Source organism: Propioniciclava sp. (assembly GCF_047602245.1).
Taxonomy (GTDB): Bacteria; Actinomycetota; Actinomycetes; order Propionibacteriales; family Propionibacteriaceae; genus Propioniciclava.
Window position 1 is genome coordinate 1,192,930 of record NZ_JASGHT010000001.1, and the last position, 17,409, is coordinate 1,210,338.

At 69.0% G+C, this 17,409-nt stretch carries 18 protein-coding genes; 4 read left to right on the forward strand and 14 right to left on the reverse strand.

Features of this window, described 5'->3' with window-relative positions; translation table 11 throughout:
- Positions 1-113: 113 nt before the first annotated feature.
- Together QM708_RS05865 and QM708_RS05870 are read right to left on the reverse strand one after the other, a co-directional pair.
- A complete protein-coding gene (locus QM708_RS05865) occupies positions 114-749 on the reverse strand; it encodes a hypothetical protein (RefSeq protein ID WP_415105340.1) in 636 nt (211 codons plus the stop codon).
- 10 nt (positions 750-759) lie between these two features.
- Complete coding sequence (locus QM708_RS05870; RefSeq protein WP_415105343.1) at positions 760-1,404, reverse strand: TrmH family RNA methyltransferase; 645 nt, start codon at positions 1,402-1,404, stop codon at positions 760-762.
- A gap of 61 nt (positions 1,405-1,465) precedes the next feature.
- Between QM708_RS05870 and QM708_RS05875 the strand changes: the two genes are divergently transcribed.
- Positions 1,466-2,398: a DUF368 domain-containing protein gene (locus tag QM708_RS05875; protein ID WP_415105345.1), complete on the forward strand. Its 933-nt coding sequence runs from the start codon at positions 1,466-1,468 to the stop codon at positions 2,396-2,398.
- A gap of 33 nt (positions 2,399-2,431) precedes the next feature.
- Here the strand turns inward: QM708_RS05875 and QM708_RS05880 are convergent, their stop codons facing one another.
- The 5 genes from QM708_RS05880 to QM708_RS05900 form a co-directional block, all read right to left on the reverse strand.
- Positions 2,432-3,193: a LamB/YcsF family protein gene (locus tag QM708_RS05880; RefSeq protein WP_415105348.1), complete on the reverse strand. Its 762-nt coding sequence runs from the start codon at positions 3,191-3,193 to the stop codon at positions 2,432-2,434.
- Between the two features lie 7 nt (positions 3,194-3,200).
- Positions 3,201-5,282, reverse strand: coding sequence for an MDR family MFS transporter (locus QM708_RS05885; RefSeq protein WP_415105351.1), 2,082 nt, complete (start codon positions 5,280-5,282; stop codon positions 3,201-3,203).
- 6 nt (positions 5,283-5,288) lie between these two features.
- Positions 5,289-6,131 carry a LemA family protein gene (locus QM708_RS05890; RefSeq protein WP_415105354.1) on the reverse strand — a complete coding sequence of 281 codons (843 nt, stop codon included), beginning with the start codon at positions 6,129-6,131 and terminating at the stop codon, positions 5,289-5,291.
- Positions 6,132-6,224: 93 nt separating this feature from the next.
- Positions 6,225-6,767 carry an orotate phosphoribosyltransferase gene (gene pyrE, locus QM708_RS05895; protein ID WP_415105357.1) on the reverse strand — a complete coding sequence of 181 codons (543 nt, stop codon included), beginning with the start codon at positions 6,765-6,767 and terminating at the stop codon, positions 6,225-6,227.
- A gap of 90 nt (positions 6,768-6,857) precedes the next feature.
- A complete protein-coding gene (locus tag QM708_RS05900; protein WP_415105360.1) occupies positions 6,858-7,526 on the reverse strand; it encodes a class E sortase in 669 nt (222 codons plus the stop codon).
- 254 nt (positions 7,527-7,780) lie between these two features.
- Between QM708_RS05900 and QM708_RS05905 the strand changes: the two genes are divergently transcribed.
- Positions 7,781-9,079, forward strand: coding sequence for a dicarboxylate/amino acid:cation symporter (locus tag QM708_RS05905; protein WP_415105362.1), 1,299 nt, complete (start codon positions 7,781-7,783; stop codon positions 9,077-9,079).
- Between the two features lie 89 nt (positions 9,080-9,168).
- Here QM708_RS05905 and QM708_RS05910 read toward each other — a convergent pair whose 3' ends face one another.
- Positions 9,169-9,981, reverse strand: coding sequence for a spermidine synthase (locus QM708_RS05910; RefSeq protein ID WP_415105365.1), 813 nt, complete (start codon positions 9,979-9,981; stop codon positions 9,169-9,171).
- Between the two features lie 399 nt (positions 9,982-10,380).
- Positions 10,381-10,713, reverse strand: coding sequence for a MarR family winged helix-turn-helix transcriptional regulator (locus QM708_RS05915; RefSeq protein ID WP_415105368.1), 333 nt, complete (start codon positions 10,711-10,713; stop codon positions 10,381-10,383).
- Between the two features lie 654 nt (positions 10,714-11,367).
- Here QM708_RS05915 and QM708_RS05920 point away from each other — a divergent pair.
- A complete protein-coding gene (locus QM708_RS05920) occupies positions 11,368-11,874 on the forward strand; it encodes a hypothetical protein (RefSeq protein WP_415105371.1) in 507 nt (168 codons plus the stop codon).
- 169 nt (positions 11,875-12,043) lie between these two features.
- Here the strand turns inward: QM708_RS05920 and QM708_RS05925 are convergent, their stop codons facing one another.
- The gene (locus QM708_RS05925) at positions 12,044-12,880 is read right to left on the reverse strand and encodes an alpha/beta fold hydrolase (RefSeq protein ID WP_415105374.1); all 837 of its coding nucleotides are present in this window, start codon (positions 12,878-12,880) and stop codon (positions 12,044-12,046) included.
- A 166-nt stretch (positions 12,881-13,046) separates the two neighbouring features.
- On the opposite strand from QM708_RS05925, the gene QM708_RS05930 reads away from it, so the two are divergent.
- Positions 13,047-14,198: an OmpA family protein gene (locus QM708_RS05930; protein WP_415105377.1), complete on the forward strand. Its 1,152-nt coding sequence runs from the start codon at positions 13,047-13,049 to the stop codon at positions 14,196-14,198.
- On the opposite strand, the gene QM708_RS05935 is transcribed toward QM708_RS05930, so the two are convergent.
- From QM708_RS05935 to QM708_RS05950, 4 genes are all read right to left on the reverse strand, one after another.
- The gene (locus QM708_RS05935; protein ID WP_415105380.1) at positions 14,176-14,544 is read right to left on the reverse strand and encodes a type II toxin-antitoxin system PemK/MazF family toxin; all 369 of its coding nucleotides are present in this window, start codon (positions 14,542-14,544) and stop codon (positions 14,176-14,178) included. The genes QM708_RS05930 and QM708_RS05935 overlap by 23 nt on opposite strands.
- Positions 14,538-14,783, reverse strand: a complete 246-nt coding sequence (locus QM708_RS05940) for a ribbon-helix-helix domain-containing protein (RefSeq protein ID WP_415105383.1) — start codon at positions 14,781-14,783, stop codon at positions 14,538-14,540. The genes QM708_RS05935 and QM708_RS05940 overlap by 7 nt, the downstream gene beginning before the upstream one ends.
- A gap of 31 nt (positions 14,784-14,814) precedes the next feature.
- Positions 14,815-15,594, reverse strand: a complete 780-nt coding sequence (locus QM708_RS05945) for a sulfite exporter TauE/SafE family protein (RefSeq protein WP_415105386.1) — start codon at positions 15,592-15,594, stop codon at positions 14,815-14,817.
- Positions 15,595-15,762: 168 nt separating this feature from the next.
- Positions 15,763-17,286, reverse strand: coding sequence for a nucleobase:cation symporter-2 family protein (locus QM708_RS05950; RefSeq protein ID WP_415105389.1), 1,524 nt, complete (start codon positions 17,284-17,286; stop codon positions 15,763-15,765).
- Positions 17,287-17,409: the final 123 nt, after the last annotated feature.

The window sequence follows — 17,409 nt, forward strand, 5'->3', positions numbered from 1 at the left end:
CGACGAACACTCACCATTCAACCGCAAAACGGTGGCGCGCGTGCCATCTTCGATCCAGGTGGTGGACGCCGCACCGCCCGCCCCCTAGTGAGGGCGTCGTCGGCGGTGGAGATTCAGGCGTCCAGCGGATCGAGGTCGATCCGGAACCGGTTGCCGGACAGGGCACGGACGGCCCCGTCGACGGCGGACGGCGCATGGCTGAGCCAGTCGATCGGCAGTTCGCGCCAGGCCCCGTTGCGGGCCACCACGATGAGGCGTCCGCTGCCGCGCCCACCGCCGGGGACGGCGACGAGATGGTCGACGTCCTCCCAGGCCAGGTAGGTGTCCAGGTGCAGCCCGCCGCGGCCGATGCCGAGCGCCAGGCCCTCGTTGAGCCGTTTCACCGCCCGCTTGGCGCGCACGGTGCGCACGATCGCGACCACGAGGGTGACCAGGGTGATCGCCAGGCTGACCGACAGGATCACCCAGAAGACGGTGTCGAGGTTGTCGCGGTTGAACCAGGCGATGACGCCCCAGATCACCGCCGAGATGCCCAGCCCGATGATCCGGCCGATCATCACCCGGCGGTGCCCCCGCCACCAGGCGACGGCGGGTGCCGGGTCGTAGAAGACCGGGAAGTCGAGCGCCTCCCGCGGCGGAGGCGTCCAGCGCGGGGCGGACGCCGTCGCCGGCGCGAGGCCCGGTGCCGGTGACCCGTCCGCGCCGGGGCCTGCGGGGCCTGCCGGTGGCGCGGGAGTGGGCTGGCTCATGGCGGCGATCCTACCCGCGGAACCAGCGCTCACCCTCGCCGTGCTGCAGGGTCCAGTGGTACATGGCGATCGCCGCGGCCGCCCCCGCGTTGAGCGAGCGGGTCGAGCCGGTCTGGCTGATCGCGACCAGGCGCGCGCACCGCGCGACCACCTCCTCGGTCAGGCCGGGGCCCTCGGAGCCGAACACCAGGCAGCAGGAACGCGGCAGTTCGGCGGCCTCCAGCGGCACCGAGCCGGGCAGGTTGTCGACCCCCACCGGGGTGATGCCGCGCTCGGCCAGCCAGGCGGCGAAGGCGTCCGCGTCGGCGTGATGGTGGACGCGCAGGTAGCGGTCGGTCACCATCGCCCCGCGCCGGTTCCAGCGGCGGCGTCCGAGAATGTGGACGCCGGCCACGTTGAACGCATTGGCCGTGCGCACCACCGAACCGATATTGAAGTCGTGCTCGAAGTTCTGGATCGCGACATGCAGGGGCGCGCGGCGGGAATCGAGATCGGCGACGATCGCCTCCATCCGCCAATAGCGGTAGCGGTCGATCACGTTGCGCCGGTCGCCCTGCTCCAGCAGACCGGGGTCCAGGCGCGGATCGTCCGGCCAGGGGTGCGGGTGCGACCCGACACCCACCGTGGGTGCGGTCGGGTCGTCGGACTCGTTCATGGGCCGCAACCTTAGCCTTGTACCCTGAACGACGGACTTGGACCCAATCGAGAGAGCACGGATGACCGACCAGACCCCCGACCGCCCCAACCCGGCGAACGCCACACTCCCCGACGAGCGCGGTATCGGCGCCTGGCTGGTGCGCCTGCTCAAGGGCATCGCGATCGGCATCGGCTTCATCCTGCCCGGCCTGTCCGGCGGCGTCCTGGCGGTGATCTTCAAGATCTACGACCCGCTGATCAAGTTCCTGGCCAACCCGTTCAAGAACTTCGTCACCCAGGTGCGCTACTTCCTTCCCGTCGGCATCGGCGGCATCGTCGGCGTGGTGCTGTTCTCCTATGCGGTGTCGGCGGCATTCCAACGCTACGAGGCGGCCTTCGTCTGCCTGTTCATCGGTTTCGTGATCGGCACCTTCCCGTCGCTGTGGCGTCAGGCCGGCAAGAACGGGCGCGCCACCAAGCACCTGGTGATCCTCGCGGTGTCGGCCGTGGTGATCTTCGCGATCATGATGGCCGGCGGCGGGCTCAACCTGCAGGTGCCGCCGTCGATCCCGGTCTGGCTCGGCTCGGGCGCCCTGATCGGCCTGGGCGTGATCGTGCCCGGGATGAGCCCGTCCAACTTCCTGATCTACTTCGGTCTTTACTCCAAGATGACCGACGGCATCAAGGACTTCGACCCCGTCGTGTTCATCCCGCTGTTCCTCGGTCTCGCGCTGTGCGTGGTGCTGTTCGCCAAGGCCGCCAACTGGGCCTTCGAGACGCACTACGCCGGCATGTACCACTTCATCCTGGGCATGGTGGCCGGCTCGTCGCTGGCCATCTTTCCGACCGTGGTGTTCACCGCCGAGGCGATCGACAAGGCCGGCCTCGGGCTGGGGATTTTCCTGGCGTTCTGCGCGGTGATGCTGGTGCTCGGCATCCTGGCCTCCTGGGGCTTCAGCAAGATCGAGGACCGCTACTCCGACCAGCGCGAGGCGATCGAGTCCGGGCGCTGACGAGCCCCTTCCACCCCGGACGACCGGGTCGCCTCAGCGCACGAACGGGGTGATCCGCACGCCGGCGTCCTCGAGCAGACGGCGGATCTCGCCGGCCATCGCCACCGATCCCGGGCTGTCGCCGTGCACGCAGATCGACTGCGCCGACAGGGCGACGTCGGTGCCGTCGATCGCGCGGACGACGCCCTCGTGCGCCAGCCGCAGCATGCGCTCGGCCACCACGGCCGGGTCGTGCAGGACAGCCCCGGGTTGGGTGCGCGAGACGAGTTGCCCGTCCGGAGCATAAGCCCGGTCGGCGAACGCCTCGGCGGCCACCTCCAGGCCCGCGGCCCGGGCGACGTCCAGCGCGACGCCGCCGGCCAGGCCGAGCATCACCAGCGTCGCATCGAAGGCCTTGATCGCGGCGACGACCGCCTTGGCCTGGCGTTCGTCGCGGGCGATCGTGTTGTACAGCGCGCCGTGCGGCTTCACGTAGCGCACCCGGCCGCCCACCGCGCTGGCCAGGCCGGCGAGTGCGCCGAGCTGGTATTCGACCTCGGCCTGCAGCGTGGCCGAACCGACCTCCATCGGCCGCCGGCCGAAGTTCTCATAGTCGCGGTAGCCGGGGTGGGCCCCGATGGTGACGCCGTTGGCGACGGCGGCGGTCAACGTGGCGCGGATGCCCTCGGGGCTGCCGGCGTGGTAGCCGCAGGAGACATTGGCGCTGGTCACGATCGTGAGCATGCTCTCGTCGTCACCGACCACCCGGTCGGGCACGTTCTCGCCCAGATCGGAATTGAGATCGATCGCGGTCATGGTCGGGTCATCCTCTCGACTCGGCGTCCGTTTCGTCTTCGTCGTCGAGCAGCCAGTAGCGGGCCGCGGCGTCCGCCACCAAGGCCGTGTCCAGCATCCACACGGCGCGGTTGAGCGACCGGACGTCGACGCCCTCCACACTGGCCAGCCGCGGTTCGGTGGCGGGCGAGGGCTCGTTCACGTCGGCGGCCCGGGCCGCCACCCGGGTCGCGATGTCGTCCAGGCGCGCGGTGAGCCCGGGGCTCAGCATCTGCTCGCGGCGTCCGAGCGCCGACAGTTCGACCGCGAAGCGCTCATGCTCGTCGATGACGTCGGGATCCTCGGCGAGCAGCATCGTCGCCGTCGAATGCAGCAACCGGACGCCCCGGGCCAGGTCTCCCCCGCCGAACTCCGCGACCGCGGCACGCAGGATCTCGTTGCCGCCACGCGAGGCGTGATCGGCCAGCAGGATCAGGTGGGCCGCCATCATCCGCTCCTTGCCGCGCGCGTGATGAGCCGCCGCGGTCTGGATGGTATTCGGGTCGGCATTGCTGCGCGTGGCGGCCTCGAGACCGCGTTCCTCGGTTCCTTCGAACGAGTCCCGCAGCGGGATGGCGCGGATCGCCAGCGTGGCGGCCAGCACCACGACGCCCAGGAACGGCAGCAGCAGGTAGACGCCGTGCATCGCCTCGGCCAGCGCCAGCTTGAGCACCTGCGCGACGGGCTCGGCGAGTGCGAGGAGCGCATCGTGGTTGAGCACCACGTTCGGGTCGAGACCCTCGGGCGGAAGGTGCTCGCGTACCTCGTCGGTCATCCGCGCGTCGATGCCTTGCACCAGATGCGAGGTCATCAGCGTGCCGGCCACCGCGGTCGCGAGGGTGTTGGCGGTGTTGCGGAAGAACTGCAGGGACGCCGTCGCCGGGCCCAGGTCGCGGCGCTGAACCGCGTTCTGCACCACCAGCGTGTAGAGCTGGAAGGTCATGCCCGTACCGAGCCCGAACAGCAGCGTGTAGCCGCCCAGTTCCCACGGCGACGAATGGCTGTCGAGCCGCAGCAGCAGGATCGACGCCAGGATCACCAGGGCTGCACCGCCCACCATGAAGGACTTGTAGCGCCCCGTCCGCGTGACCAGGTTGCCGATGACCACGCCCATCAGGAACAGCGCCACGTTCATCGGGATCAGGATCAGCCCCGACACCGTCGCGGTAACCCCCAGGACGCCTTGGGCGTAGACCGGCGTGTAGATGATCAGCACCATCAGCGCAGCGTTCATCAGGCAGGCGGCGATCACCGACCAGGTGAAGATCGAGTTGCGGAACAGGTACATCGGCACGATCGGCTCGGCGGCACGGCGCTCGATCATCACGAACAACGTGAGCCCGACCACGCCGATGAACAGCAGGCCGACGACGAGCGGGTCGAGCCAGCCCCGGTCGGGGCCGAAGCTGATGCCCAGCAGCGCCGCGGTGACGCCGATCGTCATGGTCGTGATGCCGCCGTAGTCGATCGTGCGCGGAATGTCGAGTTCGGGCACGTGCATGAACCGCACGATCAGGAACAGCGCCGCGAGGCCGACGGGAAGGTTGATATAGAACAGGACCCGCCAGGTGAAGGCGTCGGTGACCACGCCGCCGATGAGCGGGCCGGCCACCTGCGCCGCCCCCATCATCGCGCCCATGTAGCCCGCATAGCGGCCGCGCTGGCGCGGCGGGATGACGTCACCCAGGATCGTCTGCGACAGCGCCATGATCACGCCCATGCCCATCCCCTGGAAGGCGCGGGACACGATCAGCCAGGTGAAGCTCTGCGCGACACCGGAGAGCATCGAGCCGAGCATGAACACCACCAGCGCGATCACGTAGAACCGCTTGCGGCCGAACATGTCGGCGAGCTTGCCGCTGATCGGGGTGATCACCGCCGAGGTGAGCATCACGATCGTCGACAGCCAGGCGTAGTACTGGACGCCACCGAGGTCGGAGATGATCCGTGGGATCGCCGGGCTGACGATCGTCTGGCTGATGGAGGCGGTGAACATGCCCACCATCAGGCCGTAGTAGATCCACCGCACCTTCGCGAACTCGAACGGTGCGGGCGTGGGGTACGTGGTCACTCCAGGTCAGCCTTGGGCGTCGTAGTTCGGCGGACGGTAGGGCTCATTGGACGGCGGCGGGGTCGCCTGGGAGCCGTAGCTGGGCGGCTGGTAGGGCTGCTGCGCCTGCGGGAACGGAGGCTGGGCCGGCTGCGCCTGCTGCTGCGGCGCGGGAGCCTGGTACGGCACCTGTTGCGGGGGCTGCGGCGCCGGGAGTGCCCCGGGCTGCTGGCCACCGCCGACCGCAGGAGCACCCGGCGCGTCACCGCGGTAGCTGATCTCGCCGAAGTTCACCTCGGGCGCACGCCGCACCTCGGCCTCGTTCACCTCGAAATAGGTGGCCTTCTCGAACTTGAACGAGTTCGCGATCAGGCTGGAGGGCACCGACTCGACGCGGGTGTTGTAGTTACGCACGTTGGCGTTGTAGTAGCGCCGGCCCGCAGCGATCCGGTCCTCGGTCTCGGCGAGCTGGCGCTGCAGCTCGAGGAAGTTCTGGTTGCTGCGCAGCTCGGGGTAGGCCTCGACGCTGACCATCAGGCCGCGCACCGCACTGGTGAGCTGTTCCTCCAGTTGGGCGCGCTGCGCCGACGGGACGGCGCCGCGCTCGGTGGAGGCCAGCTGCTGCGCCTGGGTGCGCAGCCGGACGATGCCCTCGAGCGTGTTGCGCTCGTGCGCCGCGAATGCGCGCACGGTTTCGAGCAGGTTGGGGATGAGCTCGTAGCGCCGGTTCAACTCGACGTCGACCTGGCGCCAGGACTCCTGGATCAGGTTGCGCTGCTTGATGAACCCGTTGTAGGCGCCGATCGCCCACACGACACCGCCGACGGCGACCAGCAGGATGACCACGAGGATGATGGGCAGGAACTCCATGCTGGCCACCCTAACCCCTCCCCCTGACAGAAAACATGGGGCGGACGGGCGAGATTGCCTCGCGACCGGCGGCGGCGCCGCCGGTCGTCCGGATCAGGCGAGACCGAGGTCGGTGAGGTCGACTGCGTAGCGGTAGGGCAGGCCGGCGGCCTCGATGCGCTCACGGACGCCGGTGTTGCGGTCGACGATCGTGACCACGCCGACCACTTCGCCCCCGGCGGCCTGCACGGCCTCGACGGCCTGCATCACCGAACCGCCGGTGGTGGAGGTGTCCTCGACGACGAGCACGCGGCGTCCGGCCACCTCGGTGCCCTCGATCTGGCGCTGCAGGCCGTGCGCCTTGCTCGCCTTGCGGACGACGAAGGCGTCCAGGCGCTCGCCCGCGGCGGCCGCGGCGTGCAGCATCGCGACGGCGACCGGGTCGGCGCCTAGGGTCAGGCCTCCGGCGGCCTCGAAGTCCCAGTCGGCGACCAGCTCGCGCATCACGCGTCCGACCACCGGGGCGGCGGCACCGTCGAGGGTGACCCGGCGCAGATCGATGTAATAGTCGGCCTCGCGACCCGAGGCGAGGGTGACGCGGCCGTGCACGACGGCCAGATCGAGAATGTGGGTGATGAGCTGCTCGCGGTCGGACATGCCGCCGAGCCTAGTGCCCCGCGATGCCTTCCACGCGCGGGTGTTCGCCGGTGTCGTGACGCGTACCGGTCCCCCGGAGAGCGTGCGGCCTCACTTGGACCGGGTGTCGGCGAGGACCCCGAAGGCGATCATCCGGCGCGGCGAGCGGAACAGGTCGTTGCACGTGGTCAGCGTGATCAGCGCCTCGGTGGGCTTCACCTCGGGGCGTCCGGGCACCGGCTGGATCACCCAGGTGTCGGTATCCATCACGGTGGTCTCGGCGGGGTCGTTGGTGAGCCGGTAGGTGTGGACGGCCTCGCGGGTCTCCACGACGACCTCGTCGCCGGCCTTCAGCTCGTGCATCCGCGAGAACGGCCCGGTGGCGCCGCGGTGGCCCGCCACCGAGAAGTTGCCGACCTCGCCGGGCGCCGCGGTGCCGGCGTACCAGCCGAGCCCCTTCTTCAGGGTGCGCTGATCGGTGCCCGCCAGCACCGGCTGCTCGAAGTCCGCCCCGAACGCGGGGATGCGCAGCAGCGCCACCGCGTCCCCGGGCAGCGGACGGGCCGCTTCCGCAGGTGCGGCCCACTCCTCGCGCAGGCCGGACGCCTGCGCGGCGGCCACGCCGGGGTCGACCAGCGGGTTCCAGAACAGATCCCAGGCAGACCAGCCCAGTCCGCCGAACCCGAGCACCAGGCACAGGACGCCCGAGATGAGCAGCCCGCGTCCGCGCCGACGCTCGGCCCGCCGCGGGGCGGCGTCCGGCGCGGATTCGGTGGTCATGGGCGCCAGTATGCCAGCGGACCGACCGGCCTCCTCGCCGCGCGGGTCGAGGGGCTCCGGCGTCGCGGCGTCCCGGCGTCCGGGTCCAGGGGCCAGGGGCCGGCGTCCGGCGTCCGGAAGCACACCGGCCAGCCCGGCGTCCGCCACCGACACGAGATCGGAACACGGACGTATCACCGGCATCACACGCCATTCGTAGCGTCAGGCAACAACCGGACCACCGGGACCTTCCCCCACCACCTGCGGAGGCAGTGATGAAATTCCTCAAACACCCGGCGGCGCAGATCGGCGGCGCGGCCGTCCTCGGCATCGTCTTCGGCCTCATCGTCGGTGACTGGGCCGGCAACATCAAGTTCGTCGGCGACCTGTTCATCCGGTTGATCCAGATGTCGATCGTGCCCCTGGTGATGACCTCGGTCATCGTGGCGACCGGCTCGATGACCGGATCCGGCATGGGGCAGATGGCCTTCCGCACGTTCAAGTGGATGATCGGCTTCTCTGTGGTCGCCGCCATCGTGGCGTGGCTGCTCGGCACCGCGATCCAGCCCGGCGCCGGCATCACCTTCGACGGCGGCGTCGACCCGTCGCTGTCCGACCAGGCGGGTGCGGCGACCGGGTGGCAGGCGACGATCCTCGGGTTCGTGTCGACCAACGTCTTCGCGGCGATGTCGAGTGCCGCGATGGTGCCGATCATCGTGTTCTCGCTGCTGTTCGGCGTGGCGCTGAACAGCTACGTGAGCAAGACCGGCAACCGTGCGGTCGTTGACCTGCTCGACCAGGTGCAGCAGGTGGTGCTCACCATGATCCGCTTCGTGATGCACCTGGCCCCGATCGGCGTGTTCTGCCTGCTGGCGCCCATCGCCGGCGAGGTCGGCATCGCCGTCGTGACGACCGGGTTGAAGTACCTGGGGGCCACGCTGGCTGGCGTCCTCATCGTCACCGCGCTGTTCGTGCTGGTGGTGTGGTTGCGCACCGGCATCAACCCGGCACTGCTGCCCGGCAAGCTCACCGAGCAGACCCTGATCGCGATCACCACCACCAGCTCGGCGGTCACCTTCCCGACCGTGCTGAAGAACACCATCGAGAAGATCGGCGTCAGCCAGCGGGTGGCCAACTTCACCCTGTCGGTCGGCCTGACCATGGGGTCCTACGGTGCGGTGCTCAACTACATGCTGGTGGTGATGTTCCTGGCGCAGTCGGGCAACGTCGAGCTGAGCGTCGGGCAGATCTTCATGGGCATGGCGCTGGCGATTCTGCTGAACATGGGCACCATCACCGTGCCGGGCGGTTTCCCGGTGGTGGCGATGTTCCTGGCCACCTCGCTGGGCTTGCCGTTCGAGGCCGTCGGCCTGCTGATCGCCGTCGACTGGTTCGCCGGCATCTTCCGCACCTTCCTGAACGTGAACGGCGACACCTTCGTCGCGATGATGGTCGCCAACGCGAACGGCGAACTCGACAAGGACGTCTACAACGGCACCAAACTGGTCTCGGCCGAGGATGTCAACGTGGCTGCGCTCGAAGCGCAGTTCGCCAAGGCCGACGCCGCGGACTGAGCTTTCATCCGATCCACCGGGGGTCCCGCGGTTCGTCGCGGCGGGGCCCCGGTGGCTTCTCGTCCGGGGGCGTCGCGATCGGTCCGGTCTCAGGAGAACCAAGTGCCCTTGCGCGGCACCGGTGAGGGCTGCGGCTCGCCGTCGGTGAACGGCTCAGCCCCGCCGACCCAGTCGGCGACCTCGCGGCCGGCCAGCACACGGTAGGCGAACGCCGCCCGCGCGGCGTGCCGCGACAGGGCCGTCGTGGGTAGCGCGGCATCCGAGGCGACGACGACCAGGTTGCCGTAGCGGCGGCCCTTCCAGACCGGAGCCTCGGCGCTGACGATCACATGCCGGTGCACGGCGCGGACGCCGGCCACAAAACGCCGCGCCCACGCGAACGGCGCCTTGTCGGTGACGTTGGCCGCGAACAGGGCTCCGGGCCGCCGCTTGGCGGCGACCTCGTCGAAGAACTCGGCGGTGGCGAGCGACGCCGGCACCCGCGGGCCGTCGAAGGCATCCAGCACGAGCGCGTCGATATAGCCGGCCGGCATGGCCGCAAGACCCCCGCGCCCATCGACCGTGCGCACCTTGATCCCGGAGTGCCGCGGCAGCGGCATCAGCCGGCGCACCTCGTCGATCAGGTCGGCATCCGGCTCGCACACGATCTGCGCGCTGCCCGGGCGGCGCGCCGCGACATACCGCGGAATGGTCAGCCCGCCCCCGCCCAGGTGCACGACGCGGACCCGCTCCTCGGGCGTCCGGGCGAGCACGGTGGCATCGAGGGCCTCGCAGATGCGCTGCACGTACTCGAACTCCAGCCGGAGCGGGTCGTTCGGGTCGACCCACGACTGGGCCGTGTCGCCGGCCATGACGCGGAAAGCCCCGAGGTTGAACGGGTCGGCCTCCACGCGTGCTGGCATGCGGCGACCCTATCGGCCCTGGGTGAACTCCCCGGCGCGCACCTCGGCGTGGGCGCACCCCTGCGTGGGCGTCACGGGCGTCGCGTGTCCATTTTCTATGTCCAGATTCATCGCCGCGCGCATCACCCCTTGTCGCAGCACCCCGCCTCGAAACTGGACATAGATTTCGACCACGCGAGCGCACACACCTCCGCCTGAACGGCCACGGCTGAACGCGATGAAGCCCCGCGTGAGGGCCACGCGGCACCAGAAAGCCCAACACCACGACGGTGCCGATGTACTGAACACGATGTAGCCCCGCGTGAGGGCCACGCGGGGCTACATCGGTCATTGTCGGGTTTGGGAGACGCGCCCCATGAGGGGGCCGTCGGCGGGGAGGCGTCTGCGGCCCGGGTGGATTCAGCGGGGCCAGGCGTCGGCGAGCTTGCCGAGCAGCGTGGCGAGTTGTTCGCGCTCGGCGTCGGTGAAGCCATCCAGCGCCCGCTCGACGGCAGACATCCGTTCGCCATGGGTGCGCTCCACGATGGCGCGGCCCTCGTCGGTGAGCACCACCTGAGTGCGGCGGGCATCGGCGGGATCCGCCTCGCGGCGAACGTGCCCCGCCTCGACGGCGGCCTGCACCAAGCGGCTCGCACGCGGCTGATCGACGCCCATCGACACCGCGAGTTCGCTCACGCTCGGTGGAGCGGAGGCGGCGGCGAGCACCTCGAGCAGCCGGAAACGCGCGGCCATCCGGCCGAGCGGGCCACCCTCGTGCCAGGGTCCGCGCGGCCCGCGCCCGGCACCGCCAGGACCGCCAAAACCGCGCTGAGGCTCGAAACCACGCTGGGGCTCGAAGCCGGGCGGAGGCCCTCCACCTGGCCCACGACCGGCACCCCGGCCTCTCCCATCCGGGCCACCCTCGAAGGAGGGATGCGGTCCCCTACGTTCGGGACCATCGAATCCACTGCGTTCGGGACCACCGAATCCGCGAGCCTCGCCGCCATGGTGGCCGTGATGCCGGCCCCATCCGCCCCCGGGACCACCGGGGCGAGGGCCACGGAGACGCGCGAGCGCGGCGGCGATGCGCTCGGCGGAGCTGGCAGCAGTTGACTCACTCACGGCAGCAGACTACATGCGACATGACATGCATCGACGCATGCCAACGCCTCGCCTGATGCCGATGCCGATGCCAATGCCAATGCCAATGCCGAAATCGTCACACTCACCGGCTCCAAACCTGTCCGCGACGACGATTCCTGTGACGATCCCGGCAGTCCACCCTCACGATCCACCATTACATGCCACTTGACATGCATCTGAACTCATGTCACTCTACATATACATGCTGCATGACATGCAATGCGCCGCACCGGGTGGCGCGACCAGACATCCGAGGAGCACATCATGACCACCGAGAACATCAACGAACACGACACCCACCCCAGCGAGCCGGACACCGAGTCCCCCTGCCCTGAGTGCGCGGAACGGCGCGAGCGCCGCACGGCACGCAAGGAGCGCCGCGGCGAGCGCGAGCACCGCGGCGGCGGACGCCGCCGCGGTCCGTGGGATAGCCACCCCGAGGGCGACTCCGACTCTGCTCCGCAGTTCGGGCGGCGCCGCGGCCGTCGCGGCCCACGGGAGGAACGTCCCGAGGGCGACGCGGGCCTGCACTCTCCGTTCGATCCCCGTCCGGAGTACGGCCCGGGCACCGACTTCGCGCCCCGCCGGCCATTCGGTCCCGGCGCTGACGTCGGCCACCATCACCACGAGCACGGTCCGCGCCATGGGCGCGGCCGCGGGCACGGCCGCAAGATCCTGCGCGCGTACGAGCGTGGCTTCGCGGCAGGGTTCGCGCAGGGATTCAACGCGCGGCGGCCCGAGGACGCCGGGGCGACCAGCACCGCCGAGTGATGCGGTCGCACAGCAACGAGGGCCCTCCTTCCCTAGCGGGAGGAGGGCCCTCGTGTGTGTAGCGCCACCGGGCCCGCAGAACCCGTAGCCGACAGGGCTTCGGGATCATTCAGGCCGCGCCTGGGTCAGGCGAGCCCACGGCGTCCGACGAGCGGCGGCAACCAGCTTGTCAGGCGGGCAACCCGGCCAGGAAGGCGAGCAGCGCCTCGTTGAACTCGCCGGCGTGGGACACGTTGAATCCGTGCGGCCCACCCTTGACCACGTGCAGCGTCGCGGACGGGATCATCGCGGCCGCGCGCTTGCCGGAGGGCTCGAACGGCACGTTGTTATCGGAGTCTCCGTGGATGACCAGCGTCGGCACGGTGAACTTCTCAACATCGGCGCGGAAGTCGGTGGCCCAGGCGATGATGCACTGCAGCAGCGCGTCGTCCGAGCCTTCGGCGGTGATGGCGAGCACCTGCTCGAACTGTTCGGGCGTGATCGCCAGCTCGGACGGGTTGGAGAAGAACCAGGTCATGAACTTGCGTAGGAACGCCTCGCGGTCGGCGGCGCATTCGTCGCGCAGTCCCTCGAACCCTTCGATCGGCATGCCGCCGTCGGGGTTGTCCTCGGTGATGCACAGCGCGGGCGTGATCGCACCGGCGAGCACGGCTCCGGCCAGGCGCTCTTCGCCGTAGCTGCCGATGTAGCGGGCGACTTCGCCGCCCCCCATCGAGAAGCCGACGATCACGGCGCCGGTGAGGTCGAGTTGGGTGATCAGCACGTCGAGGTCGGCGGCGAGCGTGTCGTACTCGTAGCCGGACGCGGGCTTCTCCGAGCGCCCGAAGCCGCGGCGGTCATAAGCGATCACCCGGTAGCCGGCCTGCGCCAGCGGCCCGACCTGCGTCTGCCACGCCGCCGCGGACAGCGGCCAGCCGTGGATCAGGACGACGGGGCGTCCGTCACCGCCGGAATCCTCGTAGTACAGCGTGATCGGGGTGTCGCCGGGAACGGTCAATCGGGGCATGGCTTCCTCCTCGCTGCGGAAAATGTCCTCTGGCCATGACCCTATCCAGCCGCCGACGGCGGCGGAAGCGATTGCCTCTCGGAGTTATCCACAGCTTGGCTGCGGGTTGGTGGCCCCGCTCAGATCCACCTCGGAAGACTGGTCGCATCCCAAGGAGGCCAGCCCCATGAACTCATCTCGCGCCACACATCCGCTCACGAACGTCCCGGCCACTGCCGCTTGCGTCGCCACCTTCTTGCTCGCAGGATGCTCGTTGTCGCCGCTCACCCCACCCGGCACTCCCCCGGCGCCCGCCAGTCCCACACCGGCGGCGGACACCTCGACCTGGGGAGTCGAACAGCGCCTCATCGACGAGACGCGTGAACTGTGTTCGCCCGGCCCGGGCAAGACGATCGAGATGCTCCGCGACGAGACCATCCCGGCGGTGCAGTGGTCCCGGGTCTCCGAGCCGGAATGGCGCGTCGGTCGCGTGGTGGTGCCGGCCATCGACATCCCGGCCGTCAGCATTCCGTCCACGAAAGCCGAAGCCGGCTGCATCGTCACCTATGACGCCCCCGCAGGATGCCTGCCGGCCGTGACCATCTCCGGAGCGTGGATCCCGGCCGCCCGGATCGATGGGTATTCATTCCGCGACGCGGGCGGACGCCTCTTCGAGCGAGCCGGCCTCGACCTTCCCGCCATCACGGAGGAAGCGACCTCCACTCCGCAGTATTGCCAGGTCGAGCAGGACGGCTCCGCGGCCAGCGTCACCCGGCCGAGCATGACGCGCCCCAGCATGACCCGCCCCAGCGACACTCGGACATCCTCATCCCGTGACAGCGTGAATGAGGACGGCGAGTATGTGCCCCGCGTCTACATCCCCAGCTTGTATGTGCCCCATGTCTACCTGCGCCACGCATACGTCCCGCACGGCTACTTGCCTTGGCGCAAGCTCACTTCAGCGGTCAGCGCGGTCGATGCCGAGGATTCGGTGACGTACGAGGCGTCCGAGTCGGTGCTGTTCGAGTACAACAAGGCGATCCTGCTGCCGAACGCGGCACAGGCATTGGACGCGATCCTCGCCGACGCGAAGGACAAGGGTTTCGACGGCCAGGTGCGCATCGAGGGCCACACCGACAACACCGGTGACGACGCGTCCAACCAGCGGCTATCCGAGGAACGGGCTCATGCGGTGGCCGGCTATCTCGGCGAGCACGGCATCGCGAGCGGCCGCCAGCAGGTCACCGGACGCGGCGAGTCGAGCCCCGCCTACCCGAACGACACCGAACAGAACCGAGCCAAGAACCGGCGCGTGGTCATCGAGTTCCGCCAAGAGTGACATCCAAACCGAGGACTCCCCGGACACCACGTTCGATATCAGCCAGGAGGTGGGGTGGAACGTCTCCGACAGGATGCGGATCGAGATGGCGCCGGTCAACCGTCATGAGCGCGGTGACGTTGGCGACCGAATCCTTCGGCAATCCCGTGGCATGCGCGGGAAGGAAGACGTTGCCCGGCATTTGCGACAACGCGGTGTTCGAGGTGATCACTACGACGATCGTGGTGGCGAGTCTGCTCTGATTGAAGCTGTCGGCCTGAAGGATGAGCACTGGACGCCTTTTCACGGGCGCACTACCCCAAGGATCACCGAGATCACTCCAGTGGATGTCGCCGCGCCTCACCATTCGTCGTCGGCCCCCACCACCAGCCGGTGCGCTGCGGCGACAGCGAACTCGTTGGAATCGTCGGCGTTCACCAGGTCGGCGACCGCGTTGATCGCCGCCGTGAGGTCAGCGGCTTCGAGCTCATCCACATAACGGGCGGCGGCCGCCGCGTAGAACTGCGACCGGTTCATCCCATGCTTCTTGGCCACCTCATCGACCCGGTCGAAGAGGTGGTCGGGTACAGAGATCGCCGCCTTCATGCGCCAAGTATGACCCGGTCATACCGTCGGCTCAAGCCTTCTTGGCGCGGAGCTTTCTCACCATCATCTGGCCGAGGATGAAGGCCAGGTAGAGCGAGAACATCACGTTGCCCCAGAACGGATCGACCCAGCCGGCGATGAAGGTGCCCAGCGGCACGCAGATGCAGGCGGCGAGGCCGACCCAGACGGCGGCGCGCAGGTCGACGTTGTCGCGGCGGATGTTGCCCAGCGTTCCCGAGATCGATCCGGGGATCATCATCAGCAGCGAGGTTCCCTTGGCCTGCAGGTCGTTGGCGCCGAAGAAGAACATCAACACCGGCACGACGATGATGCCGCCGCCTACGCCGAGGACGCCCGACAGGATGCCGGTGACGAAGCCGATCACGGCGAGCAGGACGCCACTGAGGACGTCCAGTTCGAGGCGGTCGGCCCGCGACGGCACCACGAACCACAGGCTGACGATCACGAAGGCGAGGAACACCATGAACGACCATTGGATGACGCCGGTGGGCAGCTTGGCGAGCAGCAGCGTGCCTACCTGCGCACCCCCGATCACGCCGGCGGCGATGCAGAGGGCCGCGATCCAGTCCACGTGCCCTTGCAGCGCGTAGCTGGTCGCGCCGACGACCGCGGTGGGCAGGATCGCCGCCACCGAGGTGCCGGCCGCCAGTTTCTGCTGCATGCCGAGCCACAGCACCAGGGCCGGGACGATGATCGTGCCGCCGCCGATGCCGAACATGCCCGACAGCAGGCCCCCGGCGACGCCGACGAGAAGGAGTGGCAGTACGCCCGGGCGCACAGGCTGGTCCATGGAAGAAAACCCTCCGCGTTCTTCGTGATTCGTGATTCGTTGGGTGACGTTTCGTGGTCGTGCGACCGTCCTCGACGGCCGCCGGTGTGTTGACATGCGTTGCCGGGGCGGCCGTCGATGGTCAGCCGCCCCGGCAAACTTACTCGTGTTGCCGGTTTCCCGTGACGCTCAGTGCAAGGCGCCGGGACCCTTCGCACGAGTACCTTCGACCCGGTCGTCCGGCTCGTAGGAATCAGGATCCAGCGTGCCACCGGCACGCAGGATCTCGGACTCGGCCTGCTGCACGCGCAGCGCCGGGGCGGCGGCGAAGCCGCTGGGATCCTCGGGCTTGCCGGGCAGCAGGACGTTGAAGAACAGGTTGAGCAGCACCGCGACGACAGCCGCCGCGCTGATGCCGGAGTGGAAGATGGTCACGAACCAGGTCGGGAACGCGTGCCAGAAGTCGGGCGACACGACGGGGATCAGGCCGAAGGCGATCGAGGCCGCGACGATGACCAGGTTGTTGTTGCCCTGGTAGTTGACCTTCGCCAGGGTACGGACGCCGCTGGCCGCGACAGTGCCGAACAGCACGATGCCCGCGCCGCCGAGCACCGGGCCCGGGATCAGGCTGAACACAGCCGCCGCCATCGGAGACAAGCCGAGCACCACCAGGATCACGCCACCGGCCGCGACCGCGAACCGGCTCTTGATGCCGGTGAGGGCGACCAGGCCGACGTTCTGGGCGAAGGCGGACGCCGGGAAGGCGTTGAACACCGGCGCGAACAGCGTCGAGATCATGTCGGCGCGCAGGCCGTCGGCGACGCGGCGGGAGTCGACCTTGGAGCCGATCACCTCGCCGACGGCGAGCAGGTCGGCGGTGGTCTCCACCATGATCACCAGGATCACGATGGTCATCGAGATGATGGCACCGAGTTCGAACAGCGGCATGCCGAAGGCCATCGGCTGCGGGAACGCGAAGACCGAGGACTGGGTGACGACCGAGGCGTCCGCCATGCCGAGGATCAGCGCCACGATGGTGCCGACCGCCAAACCGAGCAGGACGGCCAGCCGGGACAGCGTCTGGATCTTGCTGAGCACGATGACGACCGCGAACGTGAACAGGGCCAGACCGATGTTGGACAGCGACGCAAACGACGGGTTCGCCACGCTCTCACCGTTGACGACGATCATCTCGTTGCCGGTGATCCAGCGGGCGGCCACGGGCATCAGCGACAGGCCGATGATGGTGATGATGGAGCCGGTCACCACTTCGGGGAAGAACCGGACGACCTTCGCGAAGAACGGTGCGATCACCAGGCCGATGATCGCCGAGACGATGATCGCGCCGAAGACGTGCTGCAGCCCTTCGGCGCCGTTGTCGCCGATGATGGCGAGCATCGTCGACACCGCCGCGAACGAGGTGCCCTGCACCAGCGGCAACTGGGCGCCGAAGAACGGGACACCCAGGGTCTGCAGCATGGTGGCGAGGCCGCTGACGAACAGGCCGCAGGCGACGAGCAGGGCCTTCTCTGCCGTGTCGAGGCCGGCGGCGCCGCCCACGATCAGCGGCACCGCGATGACGCCGCCGAACATCGCAAGAATGTGCTGGACGCCGTAACCGACGGTACGGCCCAGCCCGAGGCTCTCGTCTTCCGGCCGGGTCGTCTTGGCGCCGGGCGGCGCCTCCACGACGGGGTTGGTGGTCTGAGTCATGGGTCGATCTCCATTTCGATCGGTCAGCTGCGGCTTACCCGACAAAGTTATGACTCGAAGATCGACGGCCGATTTCCGTCGCGTTAAAATCGCGTTTCAGACCACCGGAAACCTCACGAAGGA